The sequence below is a fragment of the Pseudomonas sp. SB113 genome, assembly GCF_040754745.1.
GTDB classification, from domain to species: Bacteria; Pseudomonadota; Gammaproteobacteria; order Pseudomonadales; family Pseudomonadaceae; genus Aquipseudomonas; species Aquipseudomonas grimontii.
On record NZ_JBFMHW010000023.1, the window covers coordinates 85,012 to 105,545 of the forward strand.

The following is a 20,534-nucleotide window of genomic DNA, read 5'->3' on the forward strand; positions in this document are numbered from 1 at the left end:
ACATTTGATTGCGTTTACAGCGTGGAACGCACTCGCCACAGCTCGGGGAACAGCACCGTGTCGAGCATCTTGCGCAGGTAACCCACGCCCTCGGTGCCGCCGGTGCCGGGCTGGAAGCCGATAATCCGCTCCACCGTGGTCACATGCCGGAAGCGCCATTGGCGGAAAGAATCTTCCAGGTCGATAAACTTCTCGGCCAACTGATACAAGTCCCAATACCGGCTCGGGTCGCGATACACCTCGCGCCACGCCGCCTCCACCGACTCATCGTGAACCGTCGCCGCCGTCGGGTCGCGTTCGGCACGTTTCGGATCAATCGCCAGGCCGGCCTTGATCATCAGGTTGATCGCCTCGTCATACAGCGACGGTGTGGCAATCGCTACCTGCAACTCTTGCAACAACTCAGGCCGATGGGCATGGGGCCGCAGCAACGCCGGGCTCTTGTTGCCGAGGATAAATTCGATCTCGCGGTACTGGAACGACTGGAACCCGGACGACTGCCCAAGGAACGGGCGAATCGCCTTGTATTCCGATGGCGTCATGGTCGCCAGCACAGCCCAGGCGTGCACCAGTTGATCGAAGATCCGCGACACCCGCGCCAGCATCTTGAACGCCGGCGGCAACTCGCCCAGGCGCACGTGTTCGCGGGCGGCCTTGAGTTCGTGGAGCATCAGTTTCATCCACAGCTCGGAGGTCTGGTGCTGGATGATGAAGAGCATTTCGTTGTGGTCCGGCGACAGCGGGTGCTGGGCACTGAGCACTTTGCCCAGGTCCAGGTAGTCGCCATAGCTCATGGACTCGGAAAAATTCAGTTCGGCGTTATGCCATTCTTCCGGTGGCTGGTAGTCGGCAGAGAAAGGACATTGGCTCATCGCGTGGGCTCCTTGGGCGGTCGGAGAATGGCACGGACGGGGCTCGCGTCCAGGTTGGCGAAACGCAGCGGCAGGGCGATCAGTTCGTAGTCGCCCTCCGGTACGTCATCGAGCACGATGCCTTCGAGAATCGCCATGCCATACCGCGCCACGGTGTTGTGGGCATCCATGGTCTTGGACTGTTGCGGGTCCAGCGAGGGCGTGTCGATACCAATCAGGCGCACACCGAGGCTGGCCAGCAGCTCAATGGTTTGTGGGGCGATGGCGGTGAAGTTCGAATCCCATTCGGTCAGCGGTGCTTGTGGATAAGTACGCAACAGCACGCGCTCCGGCAGGTTATCCACACGCCCTTCCAATTGATGCGGCTGTACCAGCGCGCCGCTGTCCAGGCAATGCAGTACCCGGCACGGGCCCATGTAGACATCCAGCGACACCTCGCCAATCGGCGCACCGTCCGCGCTGTAATGCAGCGGCGCATCCACATGGGCGCCGGTGTGCGGCGACAAGGTAATGCGCCCGACATTAACCGGGCACTCCGGGCCGAACTGCCACACACGCTCTTCCTGGAACGGCGTATCGCCCGGCCAGGTCGGGGTCGCCGTGCTCAAGGGCGGGCTGATGTCCCACCACGTTTTTATTGGGTTCATTTAAAGGCTCTCGGCGGTTACTGGGATGAATGATACGAGGGCCAGCTGCGAATTTTCTTGCGAATTCCTGCGCCAAGTGGGAAATCTTTCGCACTTACTGCGAGGAAATGCTGGATTTACGCTCAGAAGTGTCGCCAGGCCACAGTGGAGCTGCCACATTGACTGCACATGGCCTGAGGAGTCGCATTCACCTGCGCTTCTGGGCATCCCGATGTCGAGTTCAGACCACTGGCGCAACGCCCAAGGCCTTAGGGTGCATCTTTCCATTCCCTGCCTCGGAGTCATCATGTCCAAGCCCATCACCGTACTGCGCGACACTCACCCCCTGCCGGTCCTGGATGCCTGCAAATGGGAAAAGCTCGAAGGCGACCCGCACACCGTCAACCTCAACGCCTACACCAGCGAAGACGGCAGCAAAATCATGGGTACCTGGATCTGCACCCCGGGTAAGTGGTACGTGGAATACGTGAAGTGGGAATACTGCCATTTCCAGGAAGGCTACTGCGTGATCACGCCTGAGGGGATGGAACCGATCCATCTGCGCGCTGGGGATATTTTCGTGGTGGAGCCGGGGATGAAGGGGACGTGGGAAGTGGTCGAGACGGTGCGTAAGTATTTTGTGTTTGCTTGAGCCACTTCCAAAGCGGGCAACTTTGACGTTGTTGTGGCGAGCGGGCTTGCCCCGCGTTGGGCTGCGCAGCAGCCCTGAACCCGACGCTGCGATCTTCCAGGAAGATCGCGGCGTTTTCCTTTAGGGCTGCTTCGCAGCCCAACGCGGGGCAAGCCCGCTCGCCACAGTAGGTCCCCTTACAAGATTATTCGGGTTTGCGGTAGCTGTTGATAATCGCCGAGAAGTCCTTGCCCCCTTCCCCACGCTGACTCATCGATTGGTACAACTGCTGGGCCACGGCGCCGAGGATCACCGGTTGCTTGGCCTGGCGAGCGGCTTCGGTGGCCAGGCCCAGGTCCTTGAGCATCAAATCGGCGCCGAACCCGCCGGTATAACCTCGGGAGGACGGCGCGGTTTCGATCACGCCCGGCCATGGGTTGTAGGTGTCGGAACTCCAGCAGCGCCCGGTGGAGCTGTTGATGATCCCGGCCAGCACCTGGGTGTCGATGCCCAACGCGTCGCCCAAGGCCATGGCTTCACTGACGCCGACCATGCTGATGCCCAACAGCAGGTTGTTGCAGATCTTAGCGATTTGGCCGGTGCCCACATCGCCGCAATGCACGATGTTGCGGCCCATCTGCGCCAGCACCGGTTGCAGGGTGGCGAACAGTTCCGGGGTGGCGCCGACCATAAAGGTCAGGGTGCCCGCCTGGGCGCCGCCCGTGCCGCCGGAGACCGGTGCATCGGCCATCACCACGCCGTGCTTGGCGGCAGCAGCGGCGACATCGCGCGCGGTTTGCGGGTCGATGGTGCTGCAATCCACCGCAGGTACACCGTTGCCGATCCCGGCTAAAACACCGTCCTCATTCAGCCAGACACTGCGCACATGGGCGGCGGCGGGCAGCATGGTAATCACCAGCTCGGCGCCTTGGGCGGCGTCACGCGGCGAGTCGCTGATGCTGCCGCCCAGTTCGGCGAGTTCCTTGAGTACCGCCTGGTTCAGGTCGAACAGGTTCAGCGCATGGCCGGCCTTGATCAGGTTGCGGGCCATGGGCGCGCCCATGTTGCCCAAGCCGATAAATGCAATCTTCATGGTCGTCTCCCGAATCAGCGCAGGTTGATGGTGGTGTTGACGCCATCGTTGACCGTGTCGTCATCGAACCAGCGGCTGGTGACGGTTTTGGTCTGGGTGTAGAACTGCACCACTTGCTTGCCGTACGGGCCGAGGTCGCCGAGCTTGGAGCCACGGGAACCGGTGAAGCTGAAGAACGGCACCGGCACCGGGATCGGGATGTTGATGCCGACCTGGCCCACATCGATTTCGCTCTGGAATTTACGCGCCGCCGCACCGCTCTGGGTGAACAGGCCGGTGCCATTGCCGAAGGGGTTGGCGTTGACCAGCGCAATGGCCTGGTCGAGGGTGTCGACTTCCAGCACCACCAGCACCGGGCCGAAGACTTCCTGGGTGTAGATCTGCATATCGGTAGTCACGCCCGAGAACAGGGTCGGGCCGACGAAGTTGCCTTGTTCGAAACCCGGCACCTTGATATCGCGGCCGTCCAGCTCGAGCTTGGCGCCTTCTTTCACGCCGCTTTCGATCAGCTCCAGGATGCGGGCCTTGGCGCGCTTGGAGATCACCGGGCCGACATCCGTGCCCGCTTCGCTACCGGCGTTGACCTTGAGCTTTTGCGCCAGCGCTTTCAGGTCCGGTAGCCATTGCTTGGCCGCGCCCACCAGCACCACCACCGAGGTGGCCATGCAGCGCTGGCCCGCCGCGCCGAAACCGGCGCCGACCAGGGCATTGAGGGTGTGTTCACGGTTGGCATCCGGCAGCACCACGGCGTGGTTCTTGGCGCCCATCATCGACTGCACGCGCTTGCCGTGTTTGCCCGCGAGGTCGTAGACGTGAGTGCCGACAGCGGTCGAGCCGACAAAGGACACGGCTTTGATGTCTTTGTGAGTGCACAGCGCATCCACCACATCCTTGCCGCCATGCACCACGTTGAGCACACCCGCCGGCACGCCAGCCTCCAGCGCCAGCTCCACCAGCAGCATGGTCGACAGCGGATCCTGTTCGGACGGTTTGAGGACGAAGGTGTTACCGCAGGCGATGGCCATCGGGAACATCCACAGCGGAATCATCGCCGGGAAGTTGAACGGAGTAATGCCGGCACATACGCCGATGGGTTGGCGCAGGGTGTAGGTGTCGACACCACCGGCGACGTTCTCGGCGAACTCGCCCATTTGCAGGGTGCCGATGGAACAGGCGTGCTCCACCACTTCCAGGCCACGGAAAATATCGCCCTCGGCATCGGCAATGGTCTTGCCCTGCTCAGCGCTGAGGACCGCGGCGATGCGTTTGGAGTGTTCGCGGATCAAGGCTTGCAGCTTGAGCATGATGCGCATGCGGGCGCCGATCGGCGTCAGCTTCCAAGTTTGGAAGGCTTGATGAGCGGCGTCGATGGCGGCATTGACTTCATCGGCGGTGGCGAACGGGACTTTGGCCAGCACTTGCTGGGTGGCCGGGTTGACGATGTCTTGCCAATGGGTGGTCTTGGACTCGACCCACTCACCCTTGATCAGCAACTTGACCTGTTGCACGGAAATATCGGCAGATGCGTTCATGTGGTCTCCAACTTTTATATTTATACAGAGACAAGGCGCGTAAACCGCCTTGGGAAATGAGGCGTTCGGACTGTTTTTGGAGTATAGATGTGCAAATCTCTAATAAGAACGCACATAAAAGCCGGTCCAATATGCAAAAAAACATCACATCACTGGGCTCCCTGAACTGGGATGACCTGAAGTTTTTCCTCGAAGTGGCCCGCACCCGCAAGGCCAGCGTCGCTGCCAAGCGCCTGGCGGTGGACTACACCACCGTGTCGCGGCGCATCAGCTCATTGGAAGTGTCGCTCGGTACCCTGCTGTTCGAAAAATCCCGGACCAACGGCTTCGTCCTCACCCCCGAAGGCCAGCGTTTGCTGGGGTATGCCGAGTCCATCGAAAGCACCCTGCACATGGCCTGCGAGCAGGTATCCGGCTCCGGCGTGGCGCTGTCCGGCCATGTGCGCATGGGCTGCACCGAAGGCTTCGGCAGCTTCTTCGTCACCCCGCAATTGAGCCACTTCGTCGACACCTACCCGGCCATATCGGTCGACATCCTGCCGCTGCCCCACTTCATCAGCCTGTCCAAGCGCGAAGCCGACATCGTCATCGCCCTGGAACGCCCGGAACACGGGCCCTACGTGTGCTGCAAACTGTGTGACTACAAACTGCAGCTGTACGCGACCCAGGAATACCTCGACCAACACCCGCCCATCCAACGCCCGGCCGATTTGGCCGAGCATCCGTTTATCAGCTATGTGGATGATTTGGCGTTCAGTTCGGAGTTGCTGTACCTGGCCAACGTAGTGCCCGGCGCCAGCGCGAGTTTGCGCAGTACCAGCGTGATTGCGCAGTACGTGGCCGCGCAGCAAGGGCGGTCGATGGCGATATTGCCGTGCTTTCTGGCGGCTCAGGATCCACGGTTGCTGCCGGTGTTGGGGGAGCAGATTTCAATTACTCGCCAGTTTTGGATGTATTGCCGGGAGGATCTGAGGAAGTTGAAGCGGATTACGTTGTTGTGGGATTACATCCGCGAGGTGACGGAGCAGAATCGGGGGTTGTTGATGGGGGAGACGCGGGAGATCACGTTCGCGGATTAACCGTACTCAAACACACGGAATTCAATCACATGGACATTCGGCAAATAGTAATCTTGAATGTATAAGCCCTCGACCATCAGCTGCAACACAACGCATCATGGTGCGGCTCATTCATTAAAAGTTTTAAACGGCCAATACGCCGACATCGGGAGAAATTATGGCTTTGTCAGACGAAATTCAAACTGCTCGAAAAAAAGTGATCACCGACGGCTACGAGATGTCTCTCGGCGAAATCATCAATCTCTATAAAGATGAAGAGTTAGTGATTGATCCTGTTTTTCAGCGACTTTTTCGTTGGGACGACGAACGTAAAACCCGGTTCATCGAATCCCTCATCCTTGGGATCCCGATCCCACCCATTTTCGTATACCAAGATGAGAATGGGGTGTGGGAGCTAATCGATGGACTACAACGCCTCTCGACGGTTCTCCAGCTCACAGGCGATCTTAAGGGGGAGCGCGCAGGGGAGTTAGGTACACTGGTTCTTAACGGCACTCGCTTCCTGCCAAGCCTTAATGGGAAGCAATGGAAGGAATCAGCGATTGGTGCTGACGACGGTCTAAGTCAGCCGTTGCAGATTGAGATCAAACGCGCGAGGGTAAGAGTCGAAATTCTAAAGTCCGATAGTGACGTTTCTGCGAAATTTGAACTTTTTCAACGTTTGAATACTGGCGGCGCCAGCTTGACGGAGCAAGAGGTCAGAAATAGCATTGCAGTCTCGCTAAATAGAGACTTCTATAACTGGCTTATGGAAAATTCAAATAATCAAGAATTCGTTGAGACTACTGGTCAAACGAAAACGGCACTGGACTCACAAGCAGGAGTGGAGTTGGCGCTCCGCTTCTTCGCCTTCAGATATGTGCCTTATAAAGGTGGCATGGATGTTCACGAGTATCTTGATGATGCTTTGATGAAAATGGCTACAGATAAAGCCTTTGACATGAATGGCGAAACCGCAATATTCAACAAAACATTTAAATTTTTGTCCGAAGCGCTCGGCACTTCCGCGTTCAAGCGCTGGAATGGGCGCGACTTTGGGGGCATGTTCCTAATGTCAGTATTCGAGGTAATGTCGACCGGCGTCTCCCACAACGTGGGCGAACTAGAATTATTACCACAACAACAAAGAAATGACTTTATCCAGCAGGCAGCGAAAAACCTCTGGGATAACCCAATTTTCAACAAATACTCTGGCGCTGGTATCAGAGGTACCACACGCTTGTCACGACTACTGCCGATCGCAGCTGACCTGCTGAAACCGTGAGCCACTATCGATGCCAGATATCCGTACATTAGACCAATTACAAGATGCTCTGGACTCGGAAATGGGCTGGCGAGTGAAAGAGATCGGTGCCTTCAGAGTTGCTTCAAAAGGCGGCAGTCCAGAAAAAAAATTCTTCATACGCGCAGGAGTAACACTCGTTTATGCGCACTGGGAGGGTTTTATAAAGGCATCCTCCGAGCAATACTTAAATTTTGTTCATCATCGAGGTCACACCTATCGAGAATTAAAAAGCTGCTTTGCAGTTTTTGGGCTAAAAGGCAAACTACAAATGTTATCCGACTCTCGGAAAGCTGGCCCAAACATCAAAGCCTTTGACTTCATCCTATCTGAATTAGGGGAGCCCGCACATATGCAAATGTCTTCAGCCATTAATACTGAGTCGAACCTTACATCAAAAGTATTCACCAACATCGCCACCTCACTAGACATCGATATAGAACAGTACTCAACGAAATTCAACCTTATTGATGAAAGCCTAGTAAATCGACGCAACAAGGTGGCTCATGGAGAATATATGGACTTGGCAAGCAAGGAGTTCGGCGAACTAGTTGATGAAGTTCTTCAATTGATGCGAGACTACAAAACAGACTTGCTTAATGCGGCCTCGACTGAGGGTTACAAAAGGGTAACACCGATTTTAAATTGAGAAGCGAGGATTTATTCCTCCCTGCTCCTCAGCCACGCAGCTTTCTTCGAAACTCGTATAAGCGATAATTTCAAATGCTAGCGCTCGTTATAGGGCGCTTCTGAATTTCCTCTTCTCTTTGTAGATACCTTTATAACTAAGATTTCAGGGCATCTAGAGAATTCGGGGTAATTCACTTCTCTTGGTGATTCTAAAATTGCGTCCAGTTATTCGCGAAGGCCGTAGGTGAGATGCACAAAGTTGCGAGGAGAAATCATCGTTGGCGGATCGAAAAGGCCACCTGCGAAGATTCCCTTTAAATTGCAGGACGTTTCCTAGAGAATCTCCACCCTATTGCGCCTTAGGGTTTGAGTGTCTAGCCTCCTCGGGGCGCTGCATAACAGCGACTGGGTTTAGCGACCCGAGAAACTTAGGTACGACTTCCTCAACTCTTTTGGCCGGTAGCTTTTGCCGGCCTTATCGTGTTATGGCGGCTGTACGCGGGAGACCTTTGGGTCTACCGGGTTCCCTAGGTTACCGGTTCGCTAACCTGCGTACAGCTGCCACCTATCCATGTTTAGCGACGTGCCGTGGCGGTTTCTACTTATTAACCTAAGGAAAAACCATGTCCAAGATCGTCCCCGATCCACCCCTTTCCTCCCTCACCACCCTCGGCGTAGTCACCTTCGGCGACTACGGCGAAAACCAAAAACCGCTGTTCCGCGTCAATTCCGGCATGCCTATCGGCGAAGCACTGGAACACGCCTCCACCCTGCTCTTCTACTCCAAGAAACTCGCGATGGAAGCCGCCATGGATGTGCGCGGTGAGCAATACGCGTGGGCTGCGCATTACCTGTGTGAGATGGGCAAGGCGGTGGTGGATGACTTGACGCAGGCGATGACGCCGGGCAGTTAAATGTGGGAGGGGGCTTGCTCCCGATAGCGGAGTGCCAGAACCGAATGGACTGGCTGACACACTGCTATCGGGGGCAAGCCCCCTCCCACATTTTGATTGGATTTCAGATTGAAATCGGACTGCCGGCTCAGTCCGCGATCACCACAATCGCCACCCGCCGATTCTCGGTGCGCCCTTCCGCTGTGTCGTTGGTGGCCACCGGTTTACTGCTGCCCAGCCCACGCAGCTGGATGTTTTCTTCTTTCATGCCCACGCCTTGCAGCACCGTCGCCACGCTTTTGGCACGGCGCAGGGACAGTTGCTGGTTGTAGGTTTCCTTGCCCGATGCGTCGGTGTGGCCGTCGATGCGTACGCGTTCGATGCCTACGCCCAGCAGGGCTTTGCCGATGCGTTGGACGATGTCGGTGCTGGGTTGGTTAAGGGCTTCGACATCACTGCCAAACAGCACTTTACCGGACAGGCCGAACGCCCAGCCGTCATCGGTAAGCTCGAAGCCTTGTTGCTGGAGCACGGCGACTTGCGCCGGGGTGAGGCCTTTGTGGGGCGCTGTTTGGCAGCCGCCAAGGGCGAGCAGTGCCACCAGCAGGGTGATAAACATAAAACGCGCGGTCGAGAACAAGGGATCAACTCCTGTGTTGAACGTTGACGACGGGGCTCTCCGACTCCGCCGTTTGCTGGCCACCCGAGGACAATCGCTTGGCCTGGTACATCGCCGCATCGGCGGCATTGAGCAAGGTGCCGGGTGTGACGCCGTGCTCGGGGTAGATGGCGATACCAATACTGAGGGAGGTCAACACCTGGGTGTCGCCAGGCACAACAATCGGCATGTCCATGCTGGCGATGATTTTGTCGGCGATGCGCTGGGCGTCTTCCACCTTGTACAGCGGTGCCAGCAGGATGGCGAACTCATCGCCGCCCAGGCGCGCCACCAGGTCATCTTCACGCAATTGCGCACGCACGCGCTCGGCGACGGCCACAAGCACGGCATCGCCTGCGGCATGGCCGAAGCTGTCATTGATCTCTTTGAAACGGTCGCTGTCGAGGTACAGCACAGCCACCTGTTCCTTGGCTTTGGCGGCGCTGCGCAGCGCACGAATCAGGCGGCCTTCAAAAAATGCGCGGTTGGGCAAGCCGGTGAGGCTGTCGTGGTTGGCCTTGTGCGCAAGGGTCTCGTTTTCACTTTGCAGGTGGTTTTGCCAGGCTTCCATCTCGCCGAGCAGGGCATTGAAGTCGCTGCCCAGGCTGTCCAGTTCGGCGATGCGGGCCGGCGGCACGCGACGGTCGAAGTCGCGCTCGCTGCGGGCGGCGTGGGCCACGGCAGCGAGGCTTTGCAGCGGCTCCGTAATACCGCGCAACAGACGCCGCGCCAAGTACAGGGCGACCCAGGCGCTGAGGGCGGTGCAGATCAGGATTCCCGCCAGGCCGCTCAGCAGAAAACGCAGCAGGCTGCCGCCGTGGCCGGTCAAATGAATGCTGCCGATGGTTCGCCCCTGATGGAGGATCGGCTGGATGATGGGTTGTTCGAGCAAGGCGTGCGCCAGTTCCAGTTCGACCCGCGACAGCATCCCGGTTTCCGGGCGCGTCCAATACGCCAACAGCTTGCCATTGGCATCGAATACTTCGGCCTCGGCGACTTCCTCGGTTGAGGCGATAAGGCTGAGGGCTTCGGTGGCTGCGGCGCGGTCATTGAACACCACCGCCGCTTCCACGGTGTAGTTGATGGAGCGAGCGATCAGGTGCAGGTTATGTTCGGCATAGACCCGTAGCGCCAATACGCCGAGCAGGGTCAGGGACACACTGGCCAGGGTCACCGCCATCAGCGCGAGGATCAGGTGCCCTCGGCCGATGACCGAACGCAGGGTCGGTCGCACTTTCATGGCGCAGGTGCCCGTCGACGGGACAGTTGCAACACGCTGGGATGAATGCGCACGCCGCTGCGCGCCACCGAGTCGAGGTTGACCTCAAACGACACTTGCTCATCGCCTACCCGCAGGCAGAACAGGCTGCCCACGGTGCACTGGTCGCCGCCTTCGCTGATGCTGAGCACCGGGTGGCCGATCAACGAGGCAAACAGACGGCTGCGTTCGTCACTGCTGAGTTTGCCGATGTACACGGCATCGCAGGCGTTGACGACATCGGGGTGGTCGACCAGCAGGCGCTGCACCACCACCGGACGGCCGGTGGCCTGGGTGGTGCCTTTGATCAGGTCGTCGGTGTATTGGGTCGGGCCGACGATGCACAGGCGCAGTTGCTCAGGCTCTACTGGCCAGCGAGCATAGCTGAGGATACCGAGTACCACTTGGGTGACCGCCTGGGCGCGCTGGTCAGCCGGGCCCGGAGCCTCGGCAAATACGCGGGGCGCCAGCAGGCATAGAACCGCCATCAGCAGCAGGCGTCTCCAGCTCAAACCAAGCTCTGTAGGCGAGACGGCCACGTTCATGCAGCGATACTCTCAGGTGTTTTCGGGGTGATGCCGCAACGATAGCACAGCATCAGATATTTCTGGCTCCTGACCCAACTCCAGCATCAACCCACTCAAGCGTTTGACCTTGCGTCGCACGGCCTCTTCAAACACGCCACCACGGGGTTCGATCAGGCTGAACCAGCGCTTGGCGCGGGTAATACCGGTGTAGATCAACTCTTTGGTAAGTACCGGGTTCAGCGCGTCCGGCAGGATCAGCGCGGTGTGGGTGAATTCCGAGCCCTGGGATTTGTGCACGGTCATGGCGTACACAGTTTCCACATCATTGAGACGACTGGGAAGTACAAATCGCACGCCGCCCTGGCCATCGTTACGTGGGAAAGCAACGCGCAGCACCTGGGGCCCGCCATCGCTTTCAGGCAGTTTGAGGGCGATGCCTATATCGCCGTTCATCAAGCCCAGGCCGTAATCGTTGCGGGTCATCAGCACCGGGCGGCCTTCGTACCATTGCTCATCACCCTCGATCAGCCGCACTTTGCGCAAGGCGGCCGTGATGCGCAGGTTCAGCCCCTCCACTCCCCAAGGGCCCTTGCGTACGGCGCAGAGCAGTTGGAACGCATCAAAGGCTTGCAGCAGCTGTTGTGCCCATTGGGTCCAGGCGAGGTCGTCACGCGGGGTGTCGACGGCGGGCCGCGCGCTGTGCAGCAGGTTGAGGTAATGGCGATAACCCTCGGCGCCGTCGCCCTGCCCGTCCAGCACCAGGCGCTCCAGGGCGTGGTCGTGCTCGCCTTTGAGGCTGACGCAGAACAGGTCGCGGTGGCTGCCCGCGGCCAGCAGCTTGCGGGCCTCTTCGGCATTTTGCTGGTTGACCCAGCGCGCCAGTTGGCCGATGCCGCTGCCTTCGCCGAAACGGCGCGAGTAGCGCAGCATCACCACTTGCTGCGCCAGGGGATGGCTGCCATCAAGGTCTTCGTGCAGGCCACTGGCGCTGAGGTCTTCGCCACTGACAGTTTGCAGCCATTGGCGGGTGTGGGGGCTGTACCAGCCAGCTTCGGCGTCGCGGCACAAATCACCGAGCACGGCGCCGGCCTCTACCGAGGCGAGTTGGTCCTTGTCGCCCAGCAACACCAGGCGGGCATGGGGCGGTAACGCGTCCAGCAGGTTAGCCATCATTTCCAGGTCGATCATCGAGGCTTCGTCCACCACCAGCACATCCAGGGGCAATGGGTTGCCAAGGTGATGGCGGAAGTGCCGAGTGCCCGGACGGCTGCCCAGCAAGCGGTGCACCGTGGTGACCTGGGTCGGGATCTTTTCCTTCACGCTTTGCGGCACTTTCAACGACAGCACTTGCTGGCTGATGGATTCGGTCAAGCGCGCGGCGGCTTTACCGGTAGGCGCGGCCAAGCGGATGCGCAACGGACTGCCGGACTCTACGGCAGGCGCCTGCAACAACGCGAGCAGGCGCACCACGGTGGTGGTCTTGCCGGTGCCGGGCCCGCCGGTGACGATGCTGAATGCACCGCGGGTGGCCAGGGCGCAGGCGAGTTTCTGCCAGTCGATCACGCCATCGGGCGCCGGCTGGTCAAACAAGCCATTCAAGCGCTGGGGCAAATCGGCGGCGACGCTTTCCTGGGTGGCGAGACGCAGGCGCAAGGCGGTGTCGATGCGTCGCTCGTAGGTCCAGTAGCGGCGCAGGTACAGACGTTTTCCCGACAGTACCAGGGGACGGCTGTGTGCCGATTCGCTGCCGTCCACCGCCAGGGCGACCAACGGGCTGACGGCCAGTGCATGGCACCAGTGGGCGCCGTCGAGGCCGTCGAGCAACTGCGACGGCAGTAGCATGGCGCCGGTTTGCAGGTCGCCTTCGGGCGGCAAGGACAGGGCAAAATCCGGCGCTTTGAGGGTTTCGAACAGGTCCAGGCACACATGGCCGTGGCCCAGTTGATGGCTGGTCAGCGCCGCCGCCAGTAGCACCAAGGGGTCGGCGTGTGGATCGAGTTCGTGCAGGAAGCCCACGAAGGCCTTGTCCAACGCCCGCAGCCAACCCCGCTCAACCCAACGCTCCAGCAGGTGCACCAGGTCGGCGGCGCGGCTCAAGGGCGCTAACGCCTCAAGCGGTAACGGCGACAGGCTCATAACAACACTCCTTGTTCCCAGGCGGGCTCAACCTTGGGCGGGATGGGCTTGCCCTGGAACAGCAGGTCCAGGCTTTCGATCAGTTCCCGTGGCGGCCGGGTGAAAAACGCCCCTCGGCTGACAGCCTGGGTGCCGCGCAGGAACAGGTACAACGCGCCGCCGACATGACGGTCGTAGTCGTAGTCCGGCAGGCGTGCCTTGAGTTGACGATGCAGCGCGAGCAGGTAAAGCACGTATTGCAGGTCGTACCGATGCTCGAGGATCGACTGTTCCATGGCGTCCTGGGTGTAGGCCGAATCGTCGGGGCCGAGCCAGTTCGATTTGTAGTCAGCCACGTAATAGCGGCCATCGTGTTCGAAAGTCAGGTCGATAAAACCCTTGAACATGCCGTTGAGCAGCACCGGTTCGGCTGAGACACGGGAGACGCCGTCGTGGGTGTACTGGCACACCAGCTTGTCGAGGGCGAGCACGTCGACTTTATGGCTGGCGAACCAGAACTCCATTTCGATCTGGTAGTGCTGCAGGTTGCTCAGCGCGACCTGGTCGTTATCCACCGGCAGCGGCGTTTGCAGCAGATGGCCCAGCCAGTGGCTGAGGGTGACGATCCAGCCTTCCCAGTTGCGGCGATTGCAGCGCGCGCCTACGGCGTGTTCGATAGCTTGCGGCGTCACATTGAAGCCTTCTTCCCCGGCCCACTCCAGCAGACCGTGAAGGAAGGTGCCGGGGTTCGGACCGCGTGGGAAACGGTGAATGTCTGCGCCGGACGCCGCCACTTCACGCGGTGCGTCGGGATCGAGGCGTTCGTCATCGAACAGCTTTTGCGCCTGTGGGCTTTCGGGCGCCTCGAGGTGGGCGACACTCATGCTGTCGCCAATACGCAAGGCACTGTAGGACGCGATCCACCAGTTCTCGGCGGCCTTGCGCTTAGGCAACAAGGGAGCGAGCAAGTTGGCGGTGTTGCGCGGCGGGTGGAACAGGATGTCTTGGGCGTCGGGCACAGCGGCGTAGTGGATGGCCGGGCAGCCGTCCTGAAGATCCAGCAGCCAACGCGCGAGGCCGGCGGATTCGCTCAACGACGCACCGGCACCGAGCAAGTAACCCAACGCTGACAGGTGCAATACCGAGCTGTTGCTGTTGCCACGCTTGAGGTCGGCGACGCCGAGCCAGCAGGCATGTTTGGCGCGGGTCAGGGCCACGTAGAACAAACGCAGGTCTTCGGCCAGGCGCTCATCGTCGGCCTGGGCGATCAACTCGGCGGTCGGGCGCAGGCTGACGTGGGATTTGCCGTGTTCATCGTGGTAATGCAGCGGTAGGCGACTACCGTCGACCGGCTTGACCGAGCAGATGAAAGGCAGGAAGACCAGGTCGTATTCCAGGCCCTTGGATTTGTGAATGGTCACGACCTTGACCAGTTGCTCATCACTTTCCAGGCGCAGGACTTGCTCTTCACCGGCTTGGCCGGACAACGCGAGGTGTTCGGCCAAGTGACGGATCAACGCCTGTTCACCGTCCAGTTCCGACGCGGCTTGTTGCAACAACTCGCTGAGGTGCAAGAGGTTGGTCAGCACACGTTCACCGTCACTACGGGCAATCAGGGTTTGCGGCAGCTTGAAGTCGTGCAGCAGGCGACGCAGCATCGGCAGCACGCCTTGGGTACGCCAGATCGCGCGGTAGCCACGGAACTGCATCACGCGGCTTTCCCACGCCAGTTCGTCCTGGTTCAGACGCTCCAGTTCCGGCAGTGACAGGTTCAAGGTGACGCAAGCCAGGGCTGCCCGCAGCGGCCGCTCGACGTCCGGCTCGGCACAGGCCTTGAGCCAGGCGAGCAGATCGTGGGCTTCCTGGGCGGCGAAGACCGAGTCCTTATCCGACAGGTACACGCTGCGCACGCCACGGGCGGCCAACTCGGCGCGCACGGCTTGGGCTTCCTTGCCGTCGCGCACGAGGATGGCGATGTCCGACGGCAGTACGCCTTTGAAGCTGTCGTCCGCTTGCAGGAAACCCGCCGTACCTTGCTGCCCGCCGTTGAGCAACTCGACAATGTGCGTTGCACAGGCGCCGGCCAGTTGTTGGCGGTATACAGCGTTGGAAACCGGCTGGTCGGTGGGCAGGTGCCAAAGGTTCATCGCCGGCAACGTTTGGCCGTCGACCTGCAACTTCTCCTTGCGGTCTTGGGATAACACCGGGTGGAACGGCACCGGGTTGTCGCCATTCGACTCCCGGAACAGGAACGCGCCCCGGCCCATTTCCGCCCGCTGGAACACATGGTTCACCGCCTCGACCATCGCATGGCTGGAACGGAAGTTGGTGCCCAGGGTGTGATGACGGCCGATCGTGGATTTACGCGCGCGCAGGTAGGTGTAGATATCGGCGCCGCGGAAGGCGTAGATCGCTTGCTTGGGGTCGCCAATCAGGAACAGGCCGCTGTCGAGGTGGTTCTCTTCGATACGGTAGATGCTGTCGAAGATGCTGTATTGCACCGGGTCGGTGTCCTGGAATTCATCGATCAGGGCCACCGGGAACTGCTCGCGGATCACACTGGCCAGGCGCTCGCCGCCATCGGCTTGCAGGGCGGCGTTGAGGCGGATCAGCATGTCGTCAAAGCCCATTTCGGCACGACGGCGTTTTTCTTCTTCGAAGCGTTTACCGACCCAACCGGCTGCGTGTTGCAACACGGCGGCGTCGGGGGTTGGCAGCGCGTCGAGGGCGGCCTTGAGGCTGGCCATGGCGTCGATGCCGGGGTGTTGCGGCGGGTCGCCCTTCCAGGCTTCGGCCATGCCGTCGGGGGTGAGGCGGGTGAAGCCGGTGCCAATGTCCAGTTGCTCGAGGGTTTCGTCAGCGGCCCAGGCGCTGATCTTTTCGAACCAGGGCTCGAAGTAACGCGCTTGCATCTTGCGGCCGTCGACGGCTTTGGCGGCCACGGCTTGCAGGCAGATTTCGCGCAACTCGGCAGCCCATTGCTGCCAAGGGGCTTTGAGTGCGACCAGCGCTTCGCGGCGCTCTTGCAGGCAGGCGTTGATCAGCTCGGCGGGCTCGCGGGGCTCGTCGGTCGGCCGCTCACTGCCGAACAGTGCGCGTACGCGTGGCATCAACGCGGCCGGGCCGCCCCAGTTGCTGCGTACCCAATTGAGCGCGTCGTCGTGCATCGGGTAGCAAAACAGCCGCCAATAATCGCGCAGCACTTCGCCGAGCAGGTCGCTGTGATCGGTTTCCAAGGTCTGGGTGAACAGGCTGCCGCTGTCGAACGCGTGTTCGCGCAGCATGCGCTGGCACCAACTGTGAATCGTGGAAACCGCCGCTTCATCCATCCACTGGGCAGCGATGTCCAGGCGGTTGGCGCAGGCGGGCCATTGCTCGGGGAGGTATTGCGCACGCAGGTCGGCGATCAACGTGTCGGGCTGTTCAATCTCCTCGCGAAAGAAACGCGCGGCTTCGGCCAAACGAATGCGGATGCGCTCACGCAGCTCTTTGGTGGCGGCATCGGTAAAGGTCACCACGAGGATTTGCGGCGGTAACAGTTCACGACCGAAACCGGACTCATCACCACCGTGGCCAAGGACCAGGCGCAGGTACAAGGCGGAGATGGTGAAGGTCTTGCCGGTGCCGGCGCTGGCTTCAATCAGCTGACTGCCATGCAACGGGAAGGCCAGGGCCAAGGGTTTGCTGCTCATGCGCCGGCCTCCTCGCCTGTGAGTGATCGCCATGGGGCGTTGATGAGCGGTCGATACAAGGTTTCGCACCAGCCTTCGAATTCTTCGCTGGCGACCAGGGCGGCGTAATCGGGAAACTGTCGGGTGAGCGCCGGGGTTTCGCGGCGCTCACCGTCGGTGGTCAGGCCGTCGCCTTCATAGGCTTTGCTCGCGGCGGCGTGGGCTTTGGCCGGATCGGTTTGGCTGAGCCAGGCGAAGGCTGTCTTGACGGCGACCGGGAGCGGTTCGCTCATGCCGTTGTGCCAGGCCAACAGCAGGTTGCCGAGGATTTCCCGGGCGATGGGCTGATCCAGCGGGGCCAGTAGCAACGTATCGTCACTGGCCACCAACCCCGTGCTCAACGACAGGCCGCAGGCGCAGGCCACCACATGATTGACCCAGGGACGGATCAGGCGATGCCATTTGCGTGTTTTGATCGACCCGATGCTATTGGGGATGGTGGTCACACTTAACAATCCGCCATCACTGCGTCGATGCAGCCCGCTGATCCAGCCTTCCAGCGCTATACCTTGATGCTCGAAACTGATCGGTTCTGCAGCGGTGTGTGGCGTTGGCCAGAGAGCCAACAAGTGCTGGTAGCGTTGCAACAAGTCGGGCAGGGGCTCAATAAGTTCGTTGCGCAGGCACTCGCCGAAGCCGACCATCGGCAACAAGCCACTGCCTTGCAACCGCAGGGCCTGGGCGTTGAGGGCCTGGTCGAGGTGCTCGGGCTGGGACAGCGCAGCGTTCAATAGGCTATCGCTCAGGCTGTAGCGTTGCAGCGCGTCAAGCACGAAGGGCTCTTCATCGGCCAACGGTACTTCGGCGGCTTCGAAGAACACTTTCAGACGCTGGCTGAAGAAGTGTTTGACCGGGTTGCGCAGGAAATCCTGTAGCTGGCCGAGGCTCAGGGGTTCTTCTTGTTGGTGCTGCGCCAGTGGGTCTTCTTTTGACACGGTATCCGCTGCTTCGTGGAGTAACTGCCATTCGCGGGCGTAGCTGAACAGCGGATCACCGTCGTGGAAGTAGCGGGCGCTGAAGGGTTGAAGCGGGTGTTCCTGAGTCATCGCGTCCAGTAGCGGCGTTTCTTGTGCGTTGTGCCAGCCACTGGCGATATGGTCCCGCAATTGGCCAATGAGTACAGAGGCCGGGCGCTCGCTGTTATCGCGGATGCTACGGCCGACCCAGCTGATATAAAGCTGATCGCGGGCGGACAGCAGGGCTTCGAGTAGCAGGTAACGGTCGTCTTCGCGGCGCGAACGGTCGCCGGGACGGTAGTCGCTGCCCATCAGGTCAAAATCCAGCGGTGGCTGGGCGCGTGGGTAGTCGCCGTCGTTCATGCCGAGCAGGCACACCAGCTTGAATGGAATCGCGCGCATGGGCATCAAGGTGCAGAAATTGACAGCTCCGGCGAGGAAGCGCTGGGACAGACGGCCTTGGTCCAGGCCGGCCAGCCAGGCTTCGCGGACTACGGTAAGCGGTAACTCATCCTGCAGGCCGACGGACTCGCAGGTTTCCAACCAGGTTTCTCTAAGTTGCTCAAGCTGACCCAACAGGTAGTCGTCGTGCTCGCTGCTGGGTAGAAAGAATAGTTGCATCAGGCGTTGCAGACGTTCGCCCCATTCGTGGGGCGCTGCGGGTTGTGACAGCGCTTGATGGGCATCGCTGAGCGCATCGAGTAAAGCGACCAGCGGGCCGATCAAGGCCGCATCAAGCCCGCCGATTTCGTCGTAAGGCTCAATGCCTTCGCAGGCCGCACCGGTGCCGACGGCATAGCCTAGAAGCATACGGCGAAGGCCAAATCGCCAGCTGTTTTGTTCCAGCTCACTCGGCAGACCGAGACCCGCGCGTTGCTCGGCGTTGAGCCCCCAACGGATACCGGCGCCTTCAATCCAGCGGTGCAGCGTAGGCAGATCGCGCTCCTTGATAGCGAAGCGTTCGCGCAAGGCCGGGACGTCCAACAGGTCGAGAATCTCGCTGACGGGAAAGCGGCTATCGGGGAGTTTGAGCAGGTGTTCGACGGCGATCAGCAGGGGATCGCGGCCGCGCTGGCCTTGATCGGTCAGGGTGAAGGGGATGAAGCGGGGATCGATTCTGTCCAGTTGACCGAATACCGCGCGAATATGCGGCGCATAGCTGTCGACGTCGGGGACCATGACGATGATGTCCCTTGGGCGAAGCATGGGGTCGGCGCTGAAGCGTTGGAGCAATTGGTCGTGGAGAATCTCCACTTCGCGTTGGGCGCTGTGGGCAATGTGGAAGCGGATGGATGTATCACGCTCTAAATCGACAGCGGGCCATAGCTCACGAGTCTCATTGAGTGGGCGCAGTTCGAGAATGTCGTCCTGAAGCTGGTTGAGCAGTGTGGTGGGCTCGCTGTCGCTGAACAGGTCGATTCGACCATCGCGAAAAGCCGCGCGGTAGCTGTTGGGATCGTCGTAACTGTCCAGCAGGCTGATGTAGTCACGACCTTGTTTGCCCCAGGCGGCCAGCAGCGGATGGGCATGCTGGTGCAGGGTTTGTGGGTCGATGGTAACGGGCATTCCGGCTTTGCGCGCCTGGCGTTTATATTCGTTACGCAGCAGGTCTTTGTCGGCCACGATGTCGGACCAATGGTGGCGACACGGATTGTGCACACACAGCAGGACTTGACTGAAACGGGCCAGACCGGCCAGCGCTTCGAGCGCTTGGGCGGGTAAGGACGAGATCCCGAAGACAATCACCCGAGAAGGCAGTCCCTTCGGTGCCTCCTCAAGTGCATTGATACGTTCGATGAAGCGCTGATGCACGCCGGCGCGGCTTTCAGCCATGCCCTCTTCACCTACGTCCAACAACAGCGCACGCCATAACTCGGCCTGCCAGCAGTTGGCAGGGTTAAGTGGCTTTGATTCGCCTCGACCGTTACGCAATTGATGACGGCCAGCGGCCCAGTCCTCCAGCCAGTCGGCACGGTAGACCTGGTATTGGTCGAACAGGTCCGCCAGTCGTTCCGCCAGTTGGTAGCGTTTGCGCAGATCAGAGTCGTGGGTCAAAAAGCGCTGCAACGGCTCGAAGTGCTGTTGATTGATGAGTTCCGGGAGCAGTCGCATCAGGCGCCAAGTGAGCGGCGCTTTATCGAGCAGGGATTTTGGAGGGATTTCGTCACGTCCCAGTACCATGCGGTAAAGCTGCCACATGAAGCTGCCAGGGAGCTGTACATCGATGGCTGCGGCGATTCCACAGCCCCCCATATCGTCATCTTCCGGATCTTCAGCCAAGGCCAGTTTGAGCCACTGGGCAATGCCGTTGCTTTGTACCAGGGCGATTTCGTTTTCCAGGGGCGCCAGCGGGTAACGACGCATCCAACTCACCACCAGGCTGCGCAGTTCGTCCAAGCGGTTGCCGTGAACCACCATGAATCCAGCGCTGAGGGACGTCGCATCCGGCATAACGGCTTCCTTGGGAAAAGCAAAATCGAGGGCATGGACTTTAGCACTGAAGGCCACCCCGAGGCGCCTCTTCGCACTTTTCGACCGAGCAAAACAAAACCCCACCTGCTTTCGCAAATGGGGTTTCGGAATTTAATCTTGACGATGACCTACTCTCACATGGGGAAACCCCACACTACCATCGGCGATGCATCGTTTCA

15 protein-coding genes are annotated in these 20,534 nt (G+C 60.1%); 5 read left to right on the forward strand and 10 right to left on the reverse strand.

The window, feature by feature from the left end:
• Positions 1–14 precede the first annotated feature (14 nt).
• Together kynA and kynB are read right to left on the reverse strand one after the other, a co-directional pair.
• Positions 15–872, reverse strand: a complete 858-nt coding sequence (gene kynA, locus AB1462_RS25030; RefSeq protein WP_090400760.1) for a tryptophan 2,3-dioxygenase — start codon at positions 870–872, stop codon at positions 15–17.
• On the reverse strand, positions 869–1,519 hold the full coding sequence (kynB, locus tag AB1462_RS25035) for an arylformamidase (protein WP_259194552.1): 651 nt from the start codon (positions 1,517–1,519) through the stop codon (positions 869–871). Before kynB ends, kynA begins: the two co-directional genes overlap by 4 nt.
• A gap of 286 nt (positions 1,520–1,805) precedes the next feature.
• Here kynB and AB1462_RS25040 point away from each other — a divergent pair, with 286 nt between their 5' ends.
• Positions 1,806–2,150 carry a cupin domain-containing protein gene (locus AB1462_RS25040; RefSeq protein ID WP_003230905.1) on the forward strand — a complete coding sequence of 115 codons (345 nt, stop codon included), beginning with the start codon at positions 1,806–1,808 and terminating at the stop codon, positions 2,148–2,150.
• A gap of 184 nt (positions 2,151–2,334) precedes the next feature.
• Here the strand turns inward: AB1462_RS25040 and mmsB are convergent, their stop codons facing one another.
• Entirely contained in the window at positions 2,335–3,222 is an 888-nt protein-coding gene (gene mmsB / locus AB1462_RS25045) for a 3-hydroxyisobutyrate dehydrogenase (RefSeq protein ID WP_367248137.1), read from the reverse strand.
• A gap of 14 nt (positions 3,223–3,236) precedes the next feature.
• The gene (locus tag AB1462_RS25050) at positions 3,237–4,754 is read right to left on the reverse strand and encodes a CoA-acylating methylmalonate-semialdehyde dehydrogenase (protein WP_367248139.1); all 1,518 of its coding nucleotides are present in this window, start codon (positions 4,752–4,754) and stop codon (positions 3,237–3,239) included.
• Positions 4,755–4,885: 131 nt separating this feature from the next.
• On the opposite strand from AB1462_RS25050, the gene AB1462_RS25055 reads away from it, so the two are divergent.
• The 4 genes from AB1462_RS25055 (at position 4,886) to AB1462_RS25070 (ending at position 8,659) form a co-directional block, all read left to right on the forward strand.
• A complete protein-coding gene (locus AB1462_RS25055; RefSeq protein WP_367248141.1) occupies positions 4,886–5,833 on the forward strand; it encodes a LysR family transcriptional regulator in 948 nt (315 codons plus the stop codon).
• A 157-nt stretch (positions 5,834–5,990) separates the two neighbouring features.
• Complete coding sequence (locus AB1462_RS25060; protein WP_367248142.1) at positions 5,991–7,097, forward strand: DUF262 domain-containing protein; 1,107 nt, start codon at positions 5,991–5,993, stop codon at positions 7,095–7,097.
• A gap of 10 nt (positions 7,098–7,107) precedes the next feature.
• Complete coding sequence (locus AB1462_RS25065; protein ID WP_367248144.1) at positions 7,108–7,764, forward strand: MAE_28990/MAE_18760 family HEPN-like nuclease; 657 nt, start codon at positions 7,108–7,110, stop codon at positions 7,762–7,764.
• 604 nt (positions 7,765–8,368) lie between these two features.
• A complete protein-coding gene (locus AB1462_RS25070) occupies positions 8,369–8,659 on the forward strand; it encodes a DUF3077 domain-containing protein (RefSeq protein ID WP_367248146.1) in 291 nt (96 codons plus the stop codon).
• Between the two features lie 127 nt (positions 8,660–8,786).
• Here AB1462_RS25070 and AB1462_RS25075 read toward each other — a convergent pair whose 3' ends face one another.
• The 6 genes from AB1462_RS25075 to recC are packed head-to-tail and all read right to left on the reverse strand — an operon-like array spanning position 8,787 to position 20,334.
• On the reverse strand, positions 8,787–9,278 hold the full coding sequence (locus AB1462_RS25075) for an OmpA family protein (RefSeq protein ID WP_090400764.1): 492 nt from the start codon (positions 9,276–9,278) through the stop codon (positions 8,787–8,789).
• Between the two features lie 4 nt (positions 9,279–9,282).
• Positions 9,283–10,536 carry a diguanylate cyclase gene (locus AB1462_RS25080; RefSeq protein ID WP_090400765.1) on the reverse strand — a complete coding sequence of 418 codons (1,254 nt, stop codon included), beginning with the start codon at positions 10,534–10,536 and terminating at the stop codon, positions 9,283–9,285.
• Positions 10,533–11,099, reverse strand: a complete 567-nt coding sequence (locus AB1462_RS25085) for a YfiR family protein (protein ID WP_090400766.1) — start codon at positions 11,097–11,099, stop codon at positions 10,533–10,535. The genes AB1462_RS25080 and AB1462_RS25085 overlap by 4 nt, the downstream gene beginning before the upstream one ends.
• A 12-nt stretch (positions 11,100–11,111) precedes the next feature.
• Positions 11,112–13,217, reverse strand: coding sequence for an exodeoxyribonuclease V subunit alpha (gene recD / locus AB1462_RS25090; protein WP_259194555.1), 2,106 nt, complete (start codon positions 13,215–13,217; stop codon positions 11,112–11,114).
• On the reverse strand, positions 13,214–16,888 hold the full coding sequence (gene recB / locus AB1462_RS25095) for an exodeoxyribonuclease V subunit beta (protein WP_367248148.1): 3,675 nt from the start codon (positions 16,886–16,888) through the stop codon (positions 13,214–13,216). The genes recD and recB overlap by 4 nt, the downstream gene beginning before the upstream one ends.
• The gene (gene recC, locus AB1462_RS25100; protein ID WP_367248150.1) at positions 16,885–20,334 is read right to left on the reverse strand and encodes an exodeoxyribonuclease V subunit gamma; all 3,450 of its coding nucleotides are present in this window, start codon (positions 20,332–20,334) and stop codon (positions 16,885–16,887) included. The genes recB and recC overlap by 4 nt, the downstream gene beginning before the upstream one ends.
• Between the last annotated feature and the right edge of the window lie 200 nt (positions 20,335–20,534).